Below are 14,125 nucleotides of genomic sequence, written 5' to 3'. Positions count from 1 at the left end.
TGCTCCGGTGCTGTTCGGCGCGGACGGTGGGCGTTCCTCGTCCACTATCCCGCAGCCCGGACCACGCCGCCAGCACTCGCGACCGCGGGTGCCGAGCACGGGGTCGTGGTCGTTCCGACCGGCAGAACGGCCCCCACCCCGTGCTCGACCGCGCGCAGCCCCCTACTCGAGGATCGCCCCACGCGAGGCCGACTGGACGAGCTTGGCGTACTTGGCGAGCACTCCCCGCGTGAACGTCGGGGCGAGGGGCTCCCACCCGTCCTTGCGGGCCTCGAGCTCGGCCGGGTCGACCAGCAGGTCGAGCGTCTTGCGGGCGACGTCGAGGCGGATACGGTCGCCGTCGCGCACGAACGCGATGGGCCCGGCGTCGACGGCCTCGGGGGCCACGTGCCCCACGCACAGCCCGGTCGTCCCGCCCGAGAAGCGGCCGTCGGTCAGGAGCAGCACGGTCTTGCCGAGCCCCGCGCCCTTGATGGCTCCCGTGATCGCGAGCATCTCGCGCATGCCCGGCCCTCCCTTGGGCCCCTCGTACCGGATGACGACGACGTCGCCGTCCGTGATGGTCCCGTCCTCGAGGGCGTCGAGCGCCGCGCGCTCGCGCTCGAACACGCGGGCCGTGCCCTCGAACACGTCGGAGTCGAAGCCGGCCGACTTGACCACGGCTCCCTCGGGCGCGAGCGAGCCACCGAGGATCGTGATGCCTCCCGTGCGGTGGATGGGGTTGTCGAGGGCCCGCAGGATCTTGCCGTCGGGGTCTGGGGGCGCCAGGTCCGCGAGGTTCTCACTCACCGTCCGTCCCGTGACCGTGAGCGCGTCGCCGTGGATCAGCCCCGCGTCGAGCAGCGCCTTCATCACCACGGGCACGCCGCCGATGCGGTCGACGTCGTTCATGACGTACCGACCGAAGGGCTTGAGGTCACCCAGGTGCGGGACCTTCGCGGCAACCCGGTCGAAGTCGGCGAGGGTCAGCTCGACCTCGGCCTCGTGCGCGATCGCGAGCAGGTGGAGCACCGCGTTGGTCGAGCCGCCGAACGCCATGACGACCGCGATCGCGTTCTCGAACGCCTTCTTGGTCATGATGTCGCGCGCGGTGATGCCGCGGCGCAGCAGCTCGACGACGGCCTCGCCCGAGCGGTGCGCGAAGTTGTCGCGGCGGCGGTCCGCCGAGGGCGGGGCGGCCGAGCCGGGGAGCGACATGCCCATGGCCTCGGCGACCGACGCCATGGTGTTCGCGGTGTACATGCCGCCGCACGCACCCTCGCCCGGGCAGATCGCGCGCTCGATGCGGTCGAGGTCCTCCCGGCTCATGAGCCCGCGCGAGCACGCACCCACGGCCTCGAACGCGTCGATGAGCGTGACGTCCTTCTCGGTGCCGTCGGAGAGCTTGACCCAGCCCGGCATGATCGAGCCCGCGTAGAGGAACACGCTCGCGAGGTCGAGGCGGGCGGCTGCCATGAGCATGCCCGGGAGCGACTTGTCGCACCCGGCGAGCAGCACCGACCCGTCGAGACGCTCGGCCTGCATGACGGTCTCGACCGAGTCCGCGATGACGTCGCGCGACACGAGCGAGAAGTGCATGCCCTCGTGACCCATCGAGATGCCGTCGGACACCGAGATGGTGCCGAACTGCAGCGGGTACCCGCCGCCCGCGTGCACACCTTCCTTGGCTCCCTGCGCGAGCCGGTCGAGCGACAGGTTGCACGGCGTGATCTCGTTCCACGAGCTCGCGATGCCGATCTGGGGCTTGCCCCAGTCCTCGTCTCCCATGCCGACGGCGCGGAGCATGCCGCGCGAGGCCGTGGCCTCGATGCCGTCGGTCACGGTGCGGGAACGGGGCTTGATGTCGATGTCGTCGCTGGCCATACCCGAGTATCTCCTCGCGGGGGGGCGGCGGGCCACAAGACACCCGGTGAGGCGTCCGGGCGGGTGTGGCAGGATGCCCGCGTGACTGCAACGACGCCGCACCGCGCCGCCGCCCGCCTTCGCCACCGCCGCGCGCGGACCGTCCGCCCCGGCACCGTCCGACCGTGGAGCGCCCTCGGCGTACTTCCCCTCGCGCTCGCCCTGGTGGCGTGCACGGCGCCCGGCACCAGCCCGCCCGACGTCACGGCAGGGGGTGCTGCGGATCCCCCTCCACGGGCCGTCACGGACCCCGCTGCCGAGCCCCCGCAGCCGGAGGCCCCCGAGCCCCCGGCTGCCCCGCAGGGCGCGGAGTCCCCGGAGGACGCGTTCCGTACGTGGCTCGCCGCGAGCCGCGTGCCGGACGTGGAGACGGCCTGCGGCTACCTCGCACCCGCGCTCGTCGACCGGATGGTCGCGGAGATGACGGCGCAGGGGTGGCCGGGCATCTCGGACTGCGCGTCGATGATCACGACCACGGCCGCGCTCTACGCCGCGGTGGGTGACGTCGCGGAGGTCGAGGTCACGGTGCGCGAACAGCGCTCCGACGCGACGGTCCTGGCGGTCGCCTACACGGACGGCGACTGCGGCACGGCCGTCATGGCGCCGTCGGGGGCCACGTGGGTCGTCACGGAGCAGTCCGAGGAACAGTGCTGACGCGCGTCCGGCCCTGACCGCGCGCCTCGGGTCCGCCCCGGCCCGCACCGCCCCGCGCACGACGTCGGGCCCGCACCCAGCAGGGGTGCGGGCCCGTCGGCCTACCGGGGTCGGGTCAGCGCCGCTTGAGGAGCGACACGTCGCGCACCGCGCCGCGGTCCGCGGACGTCGCCATGGCGGCGTACGCCTGGAGCGCCGGGGACACGTAGCGGTCGCGGTCGACCGGCTGCCACGGGTTCTCGCGCGCCTCCATCTTGGCGCGGCGCTCGGCGAGGACCTCGTCGGCGACGTTGAGGCGGATGAGGCGCGTGTCGACGTCGATCTCGATCTCGTCGCCGTCCTCGACCAGGCCGATCACGCCGCCGGCCGCGGCCTCGGGAGACACGTGCCCCACCGAGATGCCGCTCGAACCACCGGAGAACCGCCCGTCGGTGATGAGCGCGGTCACCTTGCCGAGGCCGCGTCCCTTGATGAACGAGGTCGGGTAGAGCATCTCCTGCATCCCGGGTCCGCCTGCGGGACCCTCGTACCGCACGACGACGACGTGGCCGGGCTGGACCTGCTTGGTGAGGATCTTCTCGACGGCCTCGTCCTGCGACTCGCAGACCAGTGCCTTGCCGACGAAGTGGAACACGTCGGGGTCGACGCCCGCGGTCTTGAAGACCGCGCCGTCCTCGGCGAGGTTGCCGCGCAGCACGGCCAGGCCACCCTCGACCGTGTAGGCGCTCGCGAGGTCGCGGATGCACCCGTTCTCGGCGTCGGTGTCGAGGGTCTCCCACCGGTTCGACGTGGAGAACGCCTGCGTCGTGCGCACCCCGCCGGGGGCCGCGTGGAACAGCTCGACGGCCCGTTCGGTGGCCTTGCCGCCGCGCACGTCCCAGTCGTCGAGCCACGCGCGCAGGGTCGGGGTGTGCACCGAGGTCACGTCGTGGTCCAGGAGCCCCGCGCGGTCGAGCTCGCCCAGCAGGGCCGGGATGCCGCCCGCGCGGTGGACGTCCTCCATGTGGAAGCTCGGGTGGTTGGGCGCGACCTTGGACAGGCACGGAACCTGGCGGCTGATGCGCTCGATGTCGGTCAGGTCGAAGTCGACCTCGCCCTCCTGGGCGGCGGCGAGGATGTGCAGGACCGTGTTGGTCGAGCCGCCCATGGCGACGTCGAGCGTCATGGCGTTGGCGAACGCGGCCTTGGTCGCGATGCTGCGCGGCGCGGCCGAGTCGTCCTCGTCGTCGTAGTAGCGGCGCGCGAGATCGACGATGGTGCGGCCGGCCTCGAGGAACAGCTCACGGCGTGCGGAGTGCGTCGCGAGCGTCGAGCCGTTGCCGGGCAGCGAGAGCCCCAGGGCCTCGGTCAGGCAGTTCATCGAGTTGGCGGTGAACATGCCCGAGCACGAGCCGCACGTCGGGCAGGCGTTCTCCTCGACCTGGGCGAGGGCCGCGTCGCTCACGTTGTCGTCGGCGGCGTAGTTGATCGCGTTGACGAGGTTGAGGGGGGTCTTGACGATGCCGTCGGCCACGACGGCCTTGCCTGCCTCCATGGGGCCGCCCGAGACGAAGATGACCGGGATGTTGAGGCGCAGCGCGGCGTTGAGCATGCCGGGCGTGATCTTGTCGCAGTTGGAGATGCACACGAGCGCGTCGGCGCAGTGCGCGTTGACCATGTACTCGACCGAGTCGGCGATGAGGTCGCGGCTGGGCAGCGAGTAGAGCATGCCCGCGTGGCCCATCGCGATGCCGTCGTCGACGGCGATGGTGTTGAACTCCTTGGAGACGCCGCCGGCCTCGCGGATCGCCGACGCGACGAGGTCGCCCATGTCCTTGAGGTGGACGTGGCCGGGTACGAACTGCGTGTACGAGTTCGCGATCGCGATGATCGGCTTGCCGAAGTCCTCCGAGCCCATGCCGGTGGCGCGCCAGAGCGCGCGGGCACCGGACATGTTGCGGCCGTGGGTGGACGTCCGAGAGCGCAGGGGGCGACTCATGGCGGTTCAGCTCCTTCACGTGGTGCTGCGGCCTGGGAGGTGACCGCCCGGACACACTACGCCCGCGTCGGGAAGACGTCGTCGGTCGTCCGGCTCGTGGTCCACGGAGGGGCAGCGCTCCCACCGGGAGCGGGATGTGCGATCCCCCTACGTAGCACCACCCATACGGGAAAACCCGTCAATCTGCCCAAAAGGTTGCAGCCGACTTCACCCGGGTGGGAGGTTGGCAGGGCTGCCCCGGTAGTGCACCGCACGCCGTCCACCCGCCGTCGCGTGCCGTCGCTCCGACGGTCGTGCCGGACCGCGGCCCTCGCAGCCAGACCTCCTCACCATCCTCCGGCGACCCCGGTGCCTCCGGCGCCCCGCGCCCCACCGGAACAGCCCCATCGACCAGGGAGACCCGACCACATGAGCCAGGCCACCGCCGCGACGAACCGGAGCGCCCGCTCCACCGCGACCGACCCCGACCCGTCCGACTCCGACACCCTGACGACCACCTCGGCAGAACGCGCCGGGGACGGGCGCGTCGTGACGAGCCCCGCCGCGCGCGGTGCCCTCGCGGTCCTGCGCGTCGCGATCTCGTTCGTCTTCCTGTGGCCCGTGCTCGACAAGACGCTGGGCCTGGGCTACGCGACGCCGTCCGAGCGGGCCTGGCTCAACGGCGGCTCGCCGACCACGGGCTACCTGTCCTCGCTCGAGGGCCCGCTGTCGGGGCCCTTCGTCGAGATGGCGGGCCCGGCCACCGACTGGCTCTTCATGCTGGGTATGGGTCTGACGGGTCTCGCCCTGCTGCTGGGTGTGGGGACGCGGATCGCCGCGGTCTCGGGCACGCTCCTCATGGCGCTGCTGTGGGTCACGACGTGGCCCGTTGCCGCTGGCTCGAACAACCCGGTCGTCGACGACCACGTCGTGACGGCTCTCGTCGTGATCGTCGTGGCCGCGACCCGCGCGGGCGAGACGTTCGGCCTGGGCCGGGTCGCGGCGCGCGTGGGCGTGCCGGCCTGGATGCGCTGACCCCCTGCCCGACGGCGGAGCGCGCCCGGGTGCGTCGGTGCACCCGGGCGCGCTGCGCCGTCGGGACGCGTGCGTCGCCGCACGGCGAGCGTCACGCGACCGCCGCAGCCTCCTCCTGCTCGTCCGCGTGGCGGATGTGGCGCGTGACCCACGGGGCGATCGCGAACAGGATCAGCGCGAACACCATGGTGATGCCGCCCACGGCACCGAAGTACGCGGTGTCCGAGGCGCCCTCGGTCACCTGGACGATCTGGGCCGTGATGGCCTGCCCCGCGGCCGGCGCGAGGAACCACAGCGCCATGGCCTGGCTCCTGAAGGCCCGGGGGGCGAGCAGGGTCGTCGCGGCGAGCCCCACGGGCGACAGGCACAGCTCGCCGAGCGTCTGGATGACGTACACGCACACGAGCACCCACGCGGGCGCCTTCTCGTCGGCGAAGATCGCCGACGCCCCCGCGAGCCACACGAACGACAGCGCCGCCAGGGTCAGGCCCATCGCGAACTTCACGGCCGTCGGCGGACGGTCCTTGGTCTTGACCCAGATCCACGCGAACACCGGCGCCAGGACCACGATCGAGAACGGGTTCACGGACTGGAAGAAGGCCGGCTCGATCGGGACGCCGAAGAACGAGAGCTCGGTGCGGTTCTTCGCGAAGCTCGAGAGCGTCGTGGCCGCCTGCTCGAAGATCATGAAGAACAGCATCGCGGCGACGAACAGCGGGATGTAGGCGGTGAGGCGGGAGCGTTCGGGGGCCGTGACCTTGGGCGAGCGGAACATCACGATGAAGTAGGCGATGGGGGCCGCGAACGCGACGTAGGACAGCGTGTCGATGAACGTCGAGATCCCGAACGCCCCCGAGACCGCCCACGCGACGAGCGTCGCGACGACGAGCCCCGCGAGGATGACGAGCCCGATCCGCACGAGCTTGGGGTACTCCTCGGGGTGGATCGGGTTCGGCACCGAGTCGCCTGCACCGCCCAGGTACTTGCGCCCCGCGACGAAGAACACGAGGGCGATGGCCATGCCGACCGCAGCGACCGCGAAGCCCGCGTGGTACCCCCACTGCCGGTTCACGAACCCGACGATGATCGGGGAGACGAGCGAGCCCAGATTGATGCCCATGTAGAAGATCGAGAAGGCCGAGTCACGACGCGGGTCGTTGCGCGCGTACAGCTCGCCCACCATGGACGACACGTTGGGCTTGAGCAGACCGGTGCCGAGCGCGACGAGCGCGATGCCCAGCATCGAGAAGCCGGCCCCCGGGATCGTCAGCGAGACGTGCCCCGCCGCGATGACGATGCCGCCGTACAGGACCGAGCGCCGCGAGCCGATGACCCGGTCCGCGAGCCAGCCGCCGACGACCGACAGCAGGTACACGCCCGTGCCGTAGATCGAGACCAGGGCGAGTCCCGTGACCTCGTCGAGCGCGAGGCCACCGTTCGCGATGGTGTCCGTCAGGTAGAAGAGGAGGATGGCCCGCATCCCGTAGTAGCTGAACCGTTCCCACAGCTCGGTGGTGAACAGGGTCATCAGCCCGATCGGGTGCCCGAAGAAGGCGTGGTCGCGCGGGATCCGCCCCGCTGCGGCGGCCGTCTCGGCCTCGAGCCGGGGATCCGGGAGGTCGGGTTGGACGGGCCTCTCGTCGTTACCGCTCATGGATCGATGCTGCCACCGGCCGTGCCCACCGGCGACTGCTGGGTGCCCGACGAGACGTCTCTGCGCGGGGCCGTGGGACACCGGCTAGCGTGGGCGGATGCCCTCCCCCGCACCGACCGTCCTGTGGTTCCGTCGCGACCTGCGCCTGGCCGACAACCCGGCCCTCGGCGAGGCCGTGGGCGAGGCGCGCGCGGAGGGGAGCGACGTCGTCGGGCTGTACGTGCTGGACCCCGTCCTCTGGGCGAGCGCCGGACCCGTGCGGCAGGCGTACCTGGCGCGCAGCCTGCGTGCGCTGCACACCGCGACGGGCGGTCGGCTCGTGGTGCGCCACGGCGACCCGCGCGCGGTCGTGCCCGCGGTCTGCGCCGAGGTCGGCGCCCGGAGCGTCCACGCCGCGGCGAGCTATGAGCCCTACGGTCGCCGCCGCGACGACGAGGTCGAGGAGGCGCTCGCCGCGGCCGGCGTGCGGCTGTGTCGCACGGGGTCGCCCTACGCGGTCGCACCGGGCCGCGTCCGCACGCAGGGCGGGACGCCGTTCCAGGTCTTCACGCCGTTCCGCACGGCGTGGCTCGAGCACGGGTGGCGCGCACCCGCTCCCCTGCCCGACGACGTCGCGTGGGCCGCGCTCGCGTCCGACGGTCTCCCGGACGCCCCCGAGCCGGGGGCGCGGCTGCCCGAGGCGGGCGAGGCCGCGGCCCTCGACCGCTGGCACGCGTTCTTGGCCGACGGCCTCGCGGACTACCCGACGGACCGCGACCGCCCGGACCTCGCCGGGACCTCGTACCTGTCCCCCGCGCTCAAGTGGGGCGAGGTCCACCCGCGCACCCTGCTCGCCGACCTCGCCTCGGCCGTGCGCTCGGGTGCGGTGCCCGGCGAGGCGGCCGCGACCTACCGTTCCGAGCTCGCGTGGCGCGAGTTCCACGCCGACGTCCTGTTCCACCACCCGGGCGCCGCGAAGCGGTCGCTGCGCACGGTGGTCCCCGAGGACGCGTGGGTGACCGGCGCCGCCGAGGACGCGCTGCTCGACGTGTGGCGCGAGGGGCGCACGGGCTACCCCGTGGTCGACGCCGGGATGCGCCAGCTGCTCGGCACCGGGTGGATGCACAACCGCGTGCGCATGATCGTCGCGTCGTTCCTCGTCAAGGACCTGCACGTGCGCTGGCAGCGCGGCGCCGAGCACTTCATGGCGCACCTCGTCGACGGCGACGTGTCGCAGAACCAGCTCAACTGGCAGTGGGTCGCCGGGACCGGGCGTGACGCCGCGCCCTACTTCCGGATCTTCAACCCCGTCACGCAGGGCCAGAAGTTCGACCCCGACGGCGCGTACGTGCGCGAGTGGGTCCCCGAGCTGCGCGGCATCGCCGGCAAGGCCGTGCACGAGCCCTGGAAGCTGGCCGGCGCCGCGCCCGGGTATCCCGAGCGGGTCGTCGACCACGCGGTCGAGCGCAAGGTGTCGCTCGAGGACTTCGAGCGCGGTCGGGGGCGATGAGGCCCCGGACATGGCAGGACGGGCGCGACCCGAAGGTCACGCCCGTCCTGACAGGCGGTGAGGAGGCTCCTCAGAGTCCCGCGCGGAACTCGTCCTCGAGGATGCTCATGACGACCGCGTCCGCCCAGCCGTCGCCGTCCCGGAACGCGTCCCGGAGCCGACCCTCCTCGCGGAAGCCCAACGACTCGTAGAGCATGCGCGCCCGCGGGTTGATGCTGAGGACGTCGAGGCTCACCCGGTGCAGGTGCGGCCCCTCGGGGTGGTCGAAGGCGAAGCGCAGCACCTCGAAGATCGCCTCGCGCCCGTACCCGCGCCCGCGGTAGTTGGTGAGCAGGACCAGACGGAGGTTGGCCGAGAGCGCGTGCTCGTCGATGTCGTTGAGGACGATCTCGCCGATCATCTCGTCGCTCACGAGCTGGCCGTCGCGCTGGGCCGCCGAGGTGATGGCCCAGTCGTAGCGGCCCTCACGGTCGCTGACCGTGGCCGCCCACTGGTCGATCTGCTCGCGCGTGAACTCCGCCGTGGTCCCCGTGAGCCGGTTCGACTCCGGGTCCTGCACGGACTCCCACATGCGCTCGGCGTCGCGAGCCTCGATGGGTCGCAGGCGCATCATCTCGCCGTAGAGCTCCGGTCCGCGCGTCACGCGACCACCTCCGTCGTCCTCCGGTGCACGGATCAGCCGATCCGCTCGATGACCAGCTCGCGGACCCGCCCGGCGTCGGCCTGGCCCTTGGTGGCCTTCATGACCGCACCGATGATCGCACCGATCGGCCCCATGTTGCCCGAGCGCACCTTCTCGACGATGTCGGGCTGCGCCGCGAGGGCTGCGTCGATCGCGGTGAGGAGCGCGCCGTCGTCCGACACGACCTCCAGGCCGCGTGCGACCACGACCGCCTCCGGGTCTCCCTCGCCCGCGAGGACGCCTTCGAGGACCTGGCGAGCCAGCTTGTCGTTGATGCGCCCCGAGTCCACGAGGGCCTGGAGCTGCGCGATCTGCGCGGGCGTGACCGCGATCTCCGCGAGCTCGGTCTCGCTCGTCTTGGCGTACCGGGCGAGCTCGCCCATCCACCACTTGCGCGCGGCCGCGGGGCTCGCACCGGCCGCGACGGTCGCCTCGATGAGGTCGAGCGCGCCCGCGTTCACGACGTCGCGCATCTCGGCGTCGGCGTAGCCCCACTCGCCCTGGAGACGGTTGCGGCGGGCCACGGGCAGCTCGGGCAGCGTGGCGCGGATCTGCTCGACCCAGTCACGGCTCGGGGCGACCGGGACCAGGTCCGGCTCCGGGAAGTAGCGGTAGTCCTCGGCGTCGGACTTCACGCGACCCGCGGTCGTGATCGACGTGTCCTCGTGCCAGTGGCGCGTCTCCTGGATGACCGTGCCGCCCTCGTCGAGGACCGCGGCCTGGCGGGAGACCTCGTAGCGGACGGCGCGCTCGATCGAGCGGAACGAGTTCACGTTCTTGGTCTCGGTACGTGTACCGAGGGGCGACTCGGGGGTCGCGCGCAGCGACAGGTTCACGTCCGCGCGGACGTTGCCGCGCTCCATGCGGGCCTCGGACACGTCGAGCGCACGGAAGATGTCGCGCAGCGTCTGGACGTACGCGCGAGCGACCTCCGGGGCGCGCTCGCCCGCACCCGTGATGGGGCGCGTGACGATCTCCACGAGCGGGATGCCCGCACGGTTGTAGTCGACGAGCGAGTACTCGGCGCCATGGATACGACCGGTCGAGCCACCCACGTGGGTGTTCTTGCCGGCGTCCTCCTCCATGTGCGCGCGCTCGATGTCGACACGGAAGATCGTGCCGTCCTCGAGCTCGACGTCCAGGTAGCCGTCGAACGCGATGGGCTCGTCGTACTGCGACGTCTGGAAGTTCTTCGGCACGTCCGGGTAGAAGTAGTTCTTCCGGGCGAAGCGGCACGACTCGGCGATCTGGCAGTTGAGCGCGAGCCCGATCTTGATCGCGTACTCGACGGCCTTGCCGTTGACCACGGGCAGCGCACCGGGCAGGCCGAGGCTCACCGGGGTCACCTGCGTGTTGGGCTCGCCGCCGAACTCGACCTCGGCCGCGCAGAACATCTTGGTCTTGGTGCCGAGCTCCACGTGCACCTCGATCCCGATGACCGGGTCGTAGCGGCGGACGGCCTCGTCGTAGTCGACCAGGTCCACGGTTGCGTGTGCGCTCATCGCGCGACCTCCAGCTCCGGGGCCTTGGCCAGCAGCGGCCCGCCCCACGTGTTCTCCAGGGCGGCCTCGAGGGCGGCACCCACGCGGTACAGACGGTCGTCGGCCTTGGCCGGCGCGAGGATCTGGAAGCCGACGGGCAGGCCGTCGTCCGAGAGTCCGTTCGGCAGCGACATGCCGGGGACGCCCGCGAGGTTCGCGGGGATCGTCGCGACGTCGTTGAGGTACATCGCGAGCGGGTCGTCGAGCTTCTCGCCGAACTTGAAGGCCGTGGTCGGGGCCGTCGGGGAGACCAGGACGTCCGCCTGCGCGAACGCCGCGTCGAAGTCCCGCTGGATGAGCGTGCGGACCTTCTGCGCGCTGCCGTAGTAGGCGTCGTAGTAGCCCGCCGAGAGGGCGTACGTGCCCAGGATGATGCGGCGCTTGACCTCGTCCCCGAAGCCCTGGCCGCGGGTCGCGGACATGACACGCTCGGCGGTGACGGGGCCGTCCTCGGGCTCGACGCGCAGGCCGAAGCGCATGCCGTCGAACTTGGCGAGGTTGCTCGACGCCTCGCTCGGCATGATCAGGTAGTAGGCGCCGAGCGCGTACTTGAAGTGCGGGCACGAGACCTCGATGATCTCGGCGCCGAGCGAGCGCAGCAGGTCGAGCGACTCCGCGAAACGCGCGCTCACGCCCTCCTGGTAGCCCTCGCCCGACAGCTCGGAGACCACGCCGACGCGCAGGCCGCGCAGGTCGCCGATCGCACCCTGGCGGGCCGCGTCGACGAGCAGCGGGAGGTCCTCGTTGATCGAGGTCGAGTCGCGGGGGTCGTGGCCGCCGATGAGCTCGTGCAGGAGCGCCGAGTCGAGGACGGTGCGCGTGACGGGACCCGCCTGGTCGAGCGAGGACGCCATGGCGATGAGGCCGTAGCGGGAGACGCCGCCGTAGGTGGGCTTGACGCCGACCGTGCCGGTCACGGCGCCGGGCTGACGGATCGAGCCGCCCGTGTCGGTGCCGATCGCGAGGGGGGCCTCGTACGCGGCGACGGCCGCTGCCGAACCACCGCCCGAGCCGCCGGGGATGCGGTCGAGGTCCCAGGGGTTGTGCGTGTTCCCGTAGGCCGAGTGCTCGGTCGAGGAGCCCATGGCGAACTCGTCCATGTTCGTCTTGCCGAGGATCGGCAGGCCCGCAGCGCGGATGCGCTCGACGAGCGTCGCGTCGTACGGAGGGATCCAGTCCTTGAGGATCTTGGAACCGGCCGTCGTCGGGAGGCCCTTGGTGACGACGACGTCCTTGACGGCGATCGGCACGCCCGCGAGCGGGTGCAGGTCCTCGCCCGCGGCGCGGCGCGCGTCGACGTCACGAGCGGTCGCGAGGGCGTCCTCGGTGCTCACGTGCAGGAACGCGTGGACCGCAGGGTCGACGTCGCCGATGCGGTCGAGGTGCGCCTGCGTCGCCTCGACGCTGCTCACCTCGCCCGAGACCAGGTGCGCGGCGAGGTCCGCGGCGCTCAGCCGCGTCAGGTCGTTGCTCATCATTCCTCCCCGAGGATCTGCGGGACGCTGAAGCGTCCGTCTTCGCTGGCCGGTGCTGCGGCGAGGACGTCCTCGACGGGCAGGGGCGGCACGGGGACGTCGTCACGGAAGACGTTGGTCAGCGGCAGCGGGTGGCTCGTGGCGGGGACGTCGGGAGTGGCGACCTCGCTCACCTGGGCGATCGCATCGACGATGACGTCGAGCTCGCCGGCGAGGCGGTCGAGCTCCTCGGGCCGGAGGTCGATGCGGGCCAGCACGGCGACGCGCGCGACCTCATCACGGGAGATGGTGGACATGGGGGCCAGTCTAGTGCCCGACGACGGCGCTCACCGGGGCGTCCCGGCCCGCCGCGCGGCGGGTCCCGCGGGTCAGGTCCGCGACTCGTGCCGGCGGGGCTTGAGGCGGTCGGGCGCGTCGTGCGCCGAGGTCCACTCGCACGTGAACGACCCGCGATACCCGAAGAGGAACCCGAACCGGTCGTTCGTCACCTCGAGGTCGACCCGGAACACCTCGTCGTTCTCGTCGTACCACTCGTGGAGGTGGGCGCGGCCGCTCAGCAGCAGAGGGAACCGGAACCCCAGGGGGCCCTCGTAGAATCGCTGCGCGCCGGACGTGAGGAGCAGGCCACCCCGGTCGTCGGCGCGCAGGTCGAGGTCGACCGCGAGATGCTGGTGCGTCCCCAGGTAGTCGACCACCGTGTCCCCCGCGAGGACCATGGTGGCGTCGAACCGGCGCCGACGACCGTGGATCACGTACTCCCGGACGAACGTCACGGTCTCCCGGCCGAGCGGGTCGCGGTACGGGTAGTTCTCGATCGTGAACGGCACGTCCAGACCCGTGTCGGGGACCAGGATGTTGCGGAGCCGACCGAGCTGGAGGAACGGCACGGTCCACCAGGGACCACGCCGGACCTCCGACATCACCCCGCGGCCGGTGCACGCCTCGCCGCTGTCGAGCCCGACCGCGAACCTGCGCTGCAGCATGGGGTGCAGACGGGCGAAGTCTGGGCCCATGGCCTTCTGGAACATGGACGTCATGGGGTCCCTCTCGGCGCGGGGAGCGAAGCCAGGGCGGACGGCGCGTCGCGCAGGTGGTCGTCCCGTCGCCTGCCGTGGGCGGGCGCACGGCGGCAGCGGGCGGCACGAGGCCGCTCGGGACGCCAGAACCACAGGACGCTGACGAGCGGCCACCTCTCGGGCGACTCACCGCGCTCGGCCCAGACACGCAGGCGGTCGAAGCTCCACGCGGTGGCCCACCCGAGGACGGGTCGGGCGACGTGGTCCAGGAGCCTGCCCCAGCCTGGGGCGTAGTCGTAGCCCGTGATGAAACGGACGCCGTCGCCGTCCGGCACGTAGCGCCAGTAGCCACGCCCCGACCGGATGGGGGACCACAGGTCCGTCGTCGCGAAACGCAGCGCGGAGGTGCGCGAACCGTCCCGGCCGCTCGTCTCGCCGATGCTCACGCCGTCCCCGGCCACGGTACGGAAGGGGACCCGCCGGGTATAGGTGAAACGCATGGCCCCGGCATCGGTCGGTGAGGTCGGCACGATCTCCGAGAACCGGACGTCCCAGCGGACGTGCTGCACGGGGTCCTGCGTGAGCTCCCAGACCGTGTCCAGAGGAGCAGCGATGCGCACCTCGACGTAGATCCCGGTCATGCGTGCAGGCTAACGGTCGAGCCGTCGTCGACGCCGCACGCCAGGGCGTGTCCGAGGGTGAGGCCGGTCGACGGGTGGT

Annotated in this window: 12 protein-coding genes; 3 read left to right on the top strand and 9 right to left on the bottom strand. The window is 72.0% G+C overall.

Annotated features, from left to right (window positions below; translation table 11 throughout):
• Nucleotides 1-162: 162 nt before the first annotated feature.
• Nucleotides 163-1,863 carry a dihydroxy-acid dehydratase gene (ilvD, locus tag ACZDYF_RS11195; RefSeq protein WP_475056620.1) on the bottom strand — a complete coding sequence of 567 codons (1,701 nt, stop codon included), beginning with the start codon at nt 1,861-1,863 and terminating at the stop codon, nt 163-165.
• An 81-nt stretch (nt 1,864-1,944) separates the two neighbouring features.
• Between ilvD (ACZDYF_RS11195) and ACZDYF_RS11190 the strand changes: the two genes are divergently transcribed.
• Nucleotides 1,945-2,556, top strand: coding sequence for a hypothetical protein (locus ACZDYF_RS11190; protein WP_475056617.1), 612 nt, complete (start codon nt 1,945-1,947; stop codon nt 2,554-2,556).
• 115 nt (nt 2,557-2,671) lie between these two features.
• Here the strand turns inward: ACZDYF_RS11190 and ilvD (ACZDYF_RS11185) are convergent, their stop codons facing one another.
• Nucleotides 2,672-4,534 (bottom strand): dihydroxy-acid dehydratase, encoded by a 1,863-nt coding sequence (ilvD, locus tag ACZDYF_RS11185; RefSeq protein ID WP_475056613.1) that lies wholly within the window; start codon nt 4,532-4,534, stop codon nt 2,672-2,674.
• Nucleotides 4,535-4,942: 408 nt separating this feature from the next.
• On the opposite strand from ilvD (ACZDYF_RS11185), the gene ACZDYF_RS11180 reads away from it, so the two are divergent.
• Nucleotides 4,943-5,548 (top strand): DoxX family protein, encoded by a 606-nt coding sequence (locus tag ACZDYF_RS11180; protein WP_475056609.1) that lies wholly within the window; start codon nt 4,943-4,945, stop codon nt 5,546-5,548.
• A 91-nt stretch (nt 5,549-5,639) separates the two neighbouring features.
• Here the strand turns inward: ACZDYF_RS11180 and ACZDYF_RS11175 are convergent, their stop codons facing one another.
• Entirely contained in the window at nt 5,640-7,202 is a 1,563-nt protein-coding gene (locus ACZDYF_RS11175; RefSeq protein WP_475056605.1) for a peptide MFS transporter, read from the bottom strand.
• A gap of 97 nt (nt 7,203-7,299) precedes the next feature.
• Here ACZDYF_RS11175 and ACZDYF_RS11170 point away from each other — a divergent pair, with 97 nt between their 5' ends.
• Nucleotides 7,300-8,691: a cryptochrome/photolyase family protein gene (locus ACZDYF_RS11170; RefSeq protein WP_475056603.1), complete on the top strand. Its 1,392-nt coding sequence runs from the start codon at nt 7,300-7,302 to the stop codon at nt 8,689-8,691.
• A 70-nt stretch (nt 8,692-8,761) separates the two neighbouring features.
• On the opposite strand, the gene ACZDYF_RS11165 is transcribed toward ACZDYF_RS11170, so the two are convergent.
• The 6 genes from ACZDYF_RS11165 to ACZDYF_RS11140 form a co-directional block, all read right to left on the bottom strand.
• Nucleotides 8,762-9,334, bottom strand: coding sequence for a GNAT family N-acetyltransferase (locus tag ACZDYF_RS11165; protein ID WP_307824168.1), 573 nt, complete (start codon nt 9,332-9,334; stop codon nt 8,762-8,764).
• Between the two features lie 32 nt (nt 9,335-9,366).
• Entirely contained in the window at nt 9,367-10,875 is a 1,509-nt protein-coding gene (gatB, locus tag ACZDYF_RS11160; protein ID WP_138823671.1) for an Asp-tRNA(Asn)/Glu-tRNA(Gln) amidotransferase subunit GatB, read from the bottom strand.
• Nucleotides 10,872-12,389 (bottom strand): Asp-tRNA(Asn)/Glu-tRNA(Gln) amidotransferase subunit GatA, encoded by a 1,518-nt coding sequence (gene gatA, locus ACZDYF_RS11155; protein ID WP_475056598.1) that lies wholly within the window; start codon nt 12,387-12,389, stop codon nt 10,872-10,874. The genes gatB and gatA overlap by 4 nt, the downstream gene beginning before the upstream one ends.
• Complete coding sequence (gatC, locus tag ACZDYF_RS11150; RefSeq protein ID WP_030152198.1) at nt 12,389-12,685, bottom strand: Asp-tRNA(Asn)/Glu-tRNA(Gln) amidotransferase subunit GatC; 297 nt, start codon at nt 12,683-12,685, stop codon at nt 12,389-12,391. Before gatC ends, gatA begins: the two co-directional genes overlap by 1 nt.
• A 72-nt stretch (nt 12,686-12,757) precedes the next feature.
• Nucleotides 12,758-13,426 carry a DUF4166 domain-containing protein gene (locus ACZDYF_RS11145; RefSeq protein ID WP_475056595.1) on the bottom strand — a complete coding sequence of 223 codons (669 nt, stop codon included), beginning with the start codon at nt 13,424-13,426 and terminating at the stop codon, nt 12,758-12,760.
• Nucleotides 13,423-14,046 carry an SRPBCC family protein gene (locus ACZDYF_RS11140; protein ID WP_475056592.1) on the bottom strand — a complete coding sequence of 208 codons (624 nt, stop codon included), beginning with the start codon at nt 14,044-14,046 and terminating at the stop codon, nt 13,423-13,425. The genes ACZDYF_RS11145 and ACZDYF_RS11140 overlap by 4 nt, the downstream gene beginning before the upstream one ends.
• Between the last annotated feature and the right edge of the window lie 79 nt (nt 14,047-14,125).

Source organism: Oerskovia sp. PE-21s, from assembly GCF_056158145.1.
The sequence above is the reverse complement of the archived record's forward strand: the minus strand, read 5'-3'. Positions and strand labels throughout refer to the sequence as shown.

Bases quoted from the DNA above. Each gene is read 5' to 3' on its own strand.
- ilvD (WP_475056613.1), bottom strand. From the start codon at position 4,534: ATGAGTCGCCCCCTGCGCTCTCGGACGTCCACCCACGGCCGCAACATG.
- ilvD (WP_475056620.1), bottom strand. From the start codon at position 1,863: ATGGCCAGCGACGACATCGACATCAAGCCCCGTTCCCGCACCGTGACC.
- gatA (WP_475056598.1), bottom strand. From the start codon at position 12,389: ATGAGCAACGACCTGACGCGGCTGAGCGCCGCGGACCTCGCCGCGCAC.
- ACZDYF_RS11140 (WP_475056592.1), bottom strand. From the start codon at position 14,046: ATGACCGGGATCTACGTCGAGGTGCGCATCGCTGCTCCTCTGGACACG.
- ACZDYF_RS11180 (WP_475056609.1), top strand. From the start codon at position 4,943: ATGAGCCAGGCCACCGCCGCGACGAACCGGAGCGCCCGCTCCACCGCG.
- ACZDYF_RS11175 (WP_475056605.1), bottom strand. From the start codon at position 7,202: ATGAGCGGTAACGACGAGAGGCCCGTCCAACCCGACCTCCCGGATCCC.
- ACZDYF_RS11145 (WP_475056595.1), bottom strand. From the start codon at position 13,426: ATGACGTCCATGTTCCAGAAGGCCATGGGCCCAGACTTCGCCCGTCTG.
- ACZDYF_RS11170 (WP_475056603.1), top strand. From the start codon at position 7,300: ATGCCCTCCCCCGCACCGACCGTCCTGTGGTTCCGTCGCGACCTGCGC.
- gatC (WP_030152198.1), bottom strand. From the start codon at position 12,685: ATGTCCACCATCTCCCGTGATGAGGTCGCGCGCGTCGCCGTGCTGGCC.
- gatB (WP_138823671.1), bottom strand. From the start codon at position 10,875: ATGAGCGCACACGCAACCGTGGACCTGGTCGACTACGACGAGGCCGTC.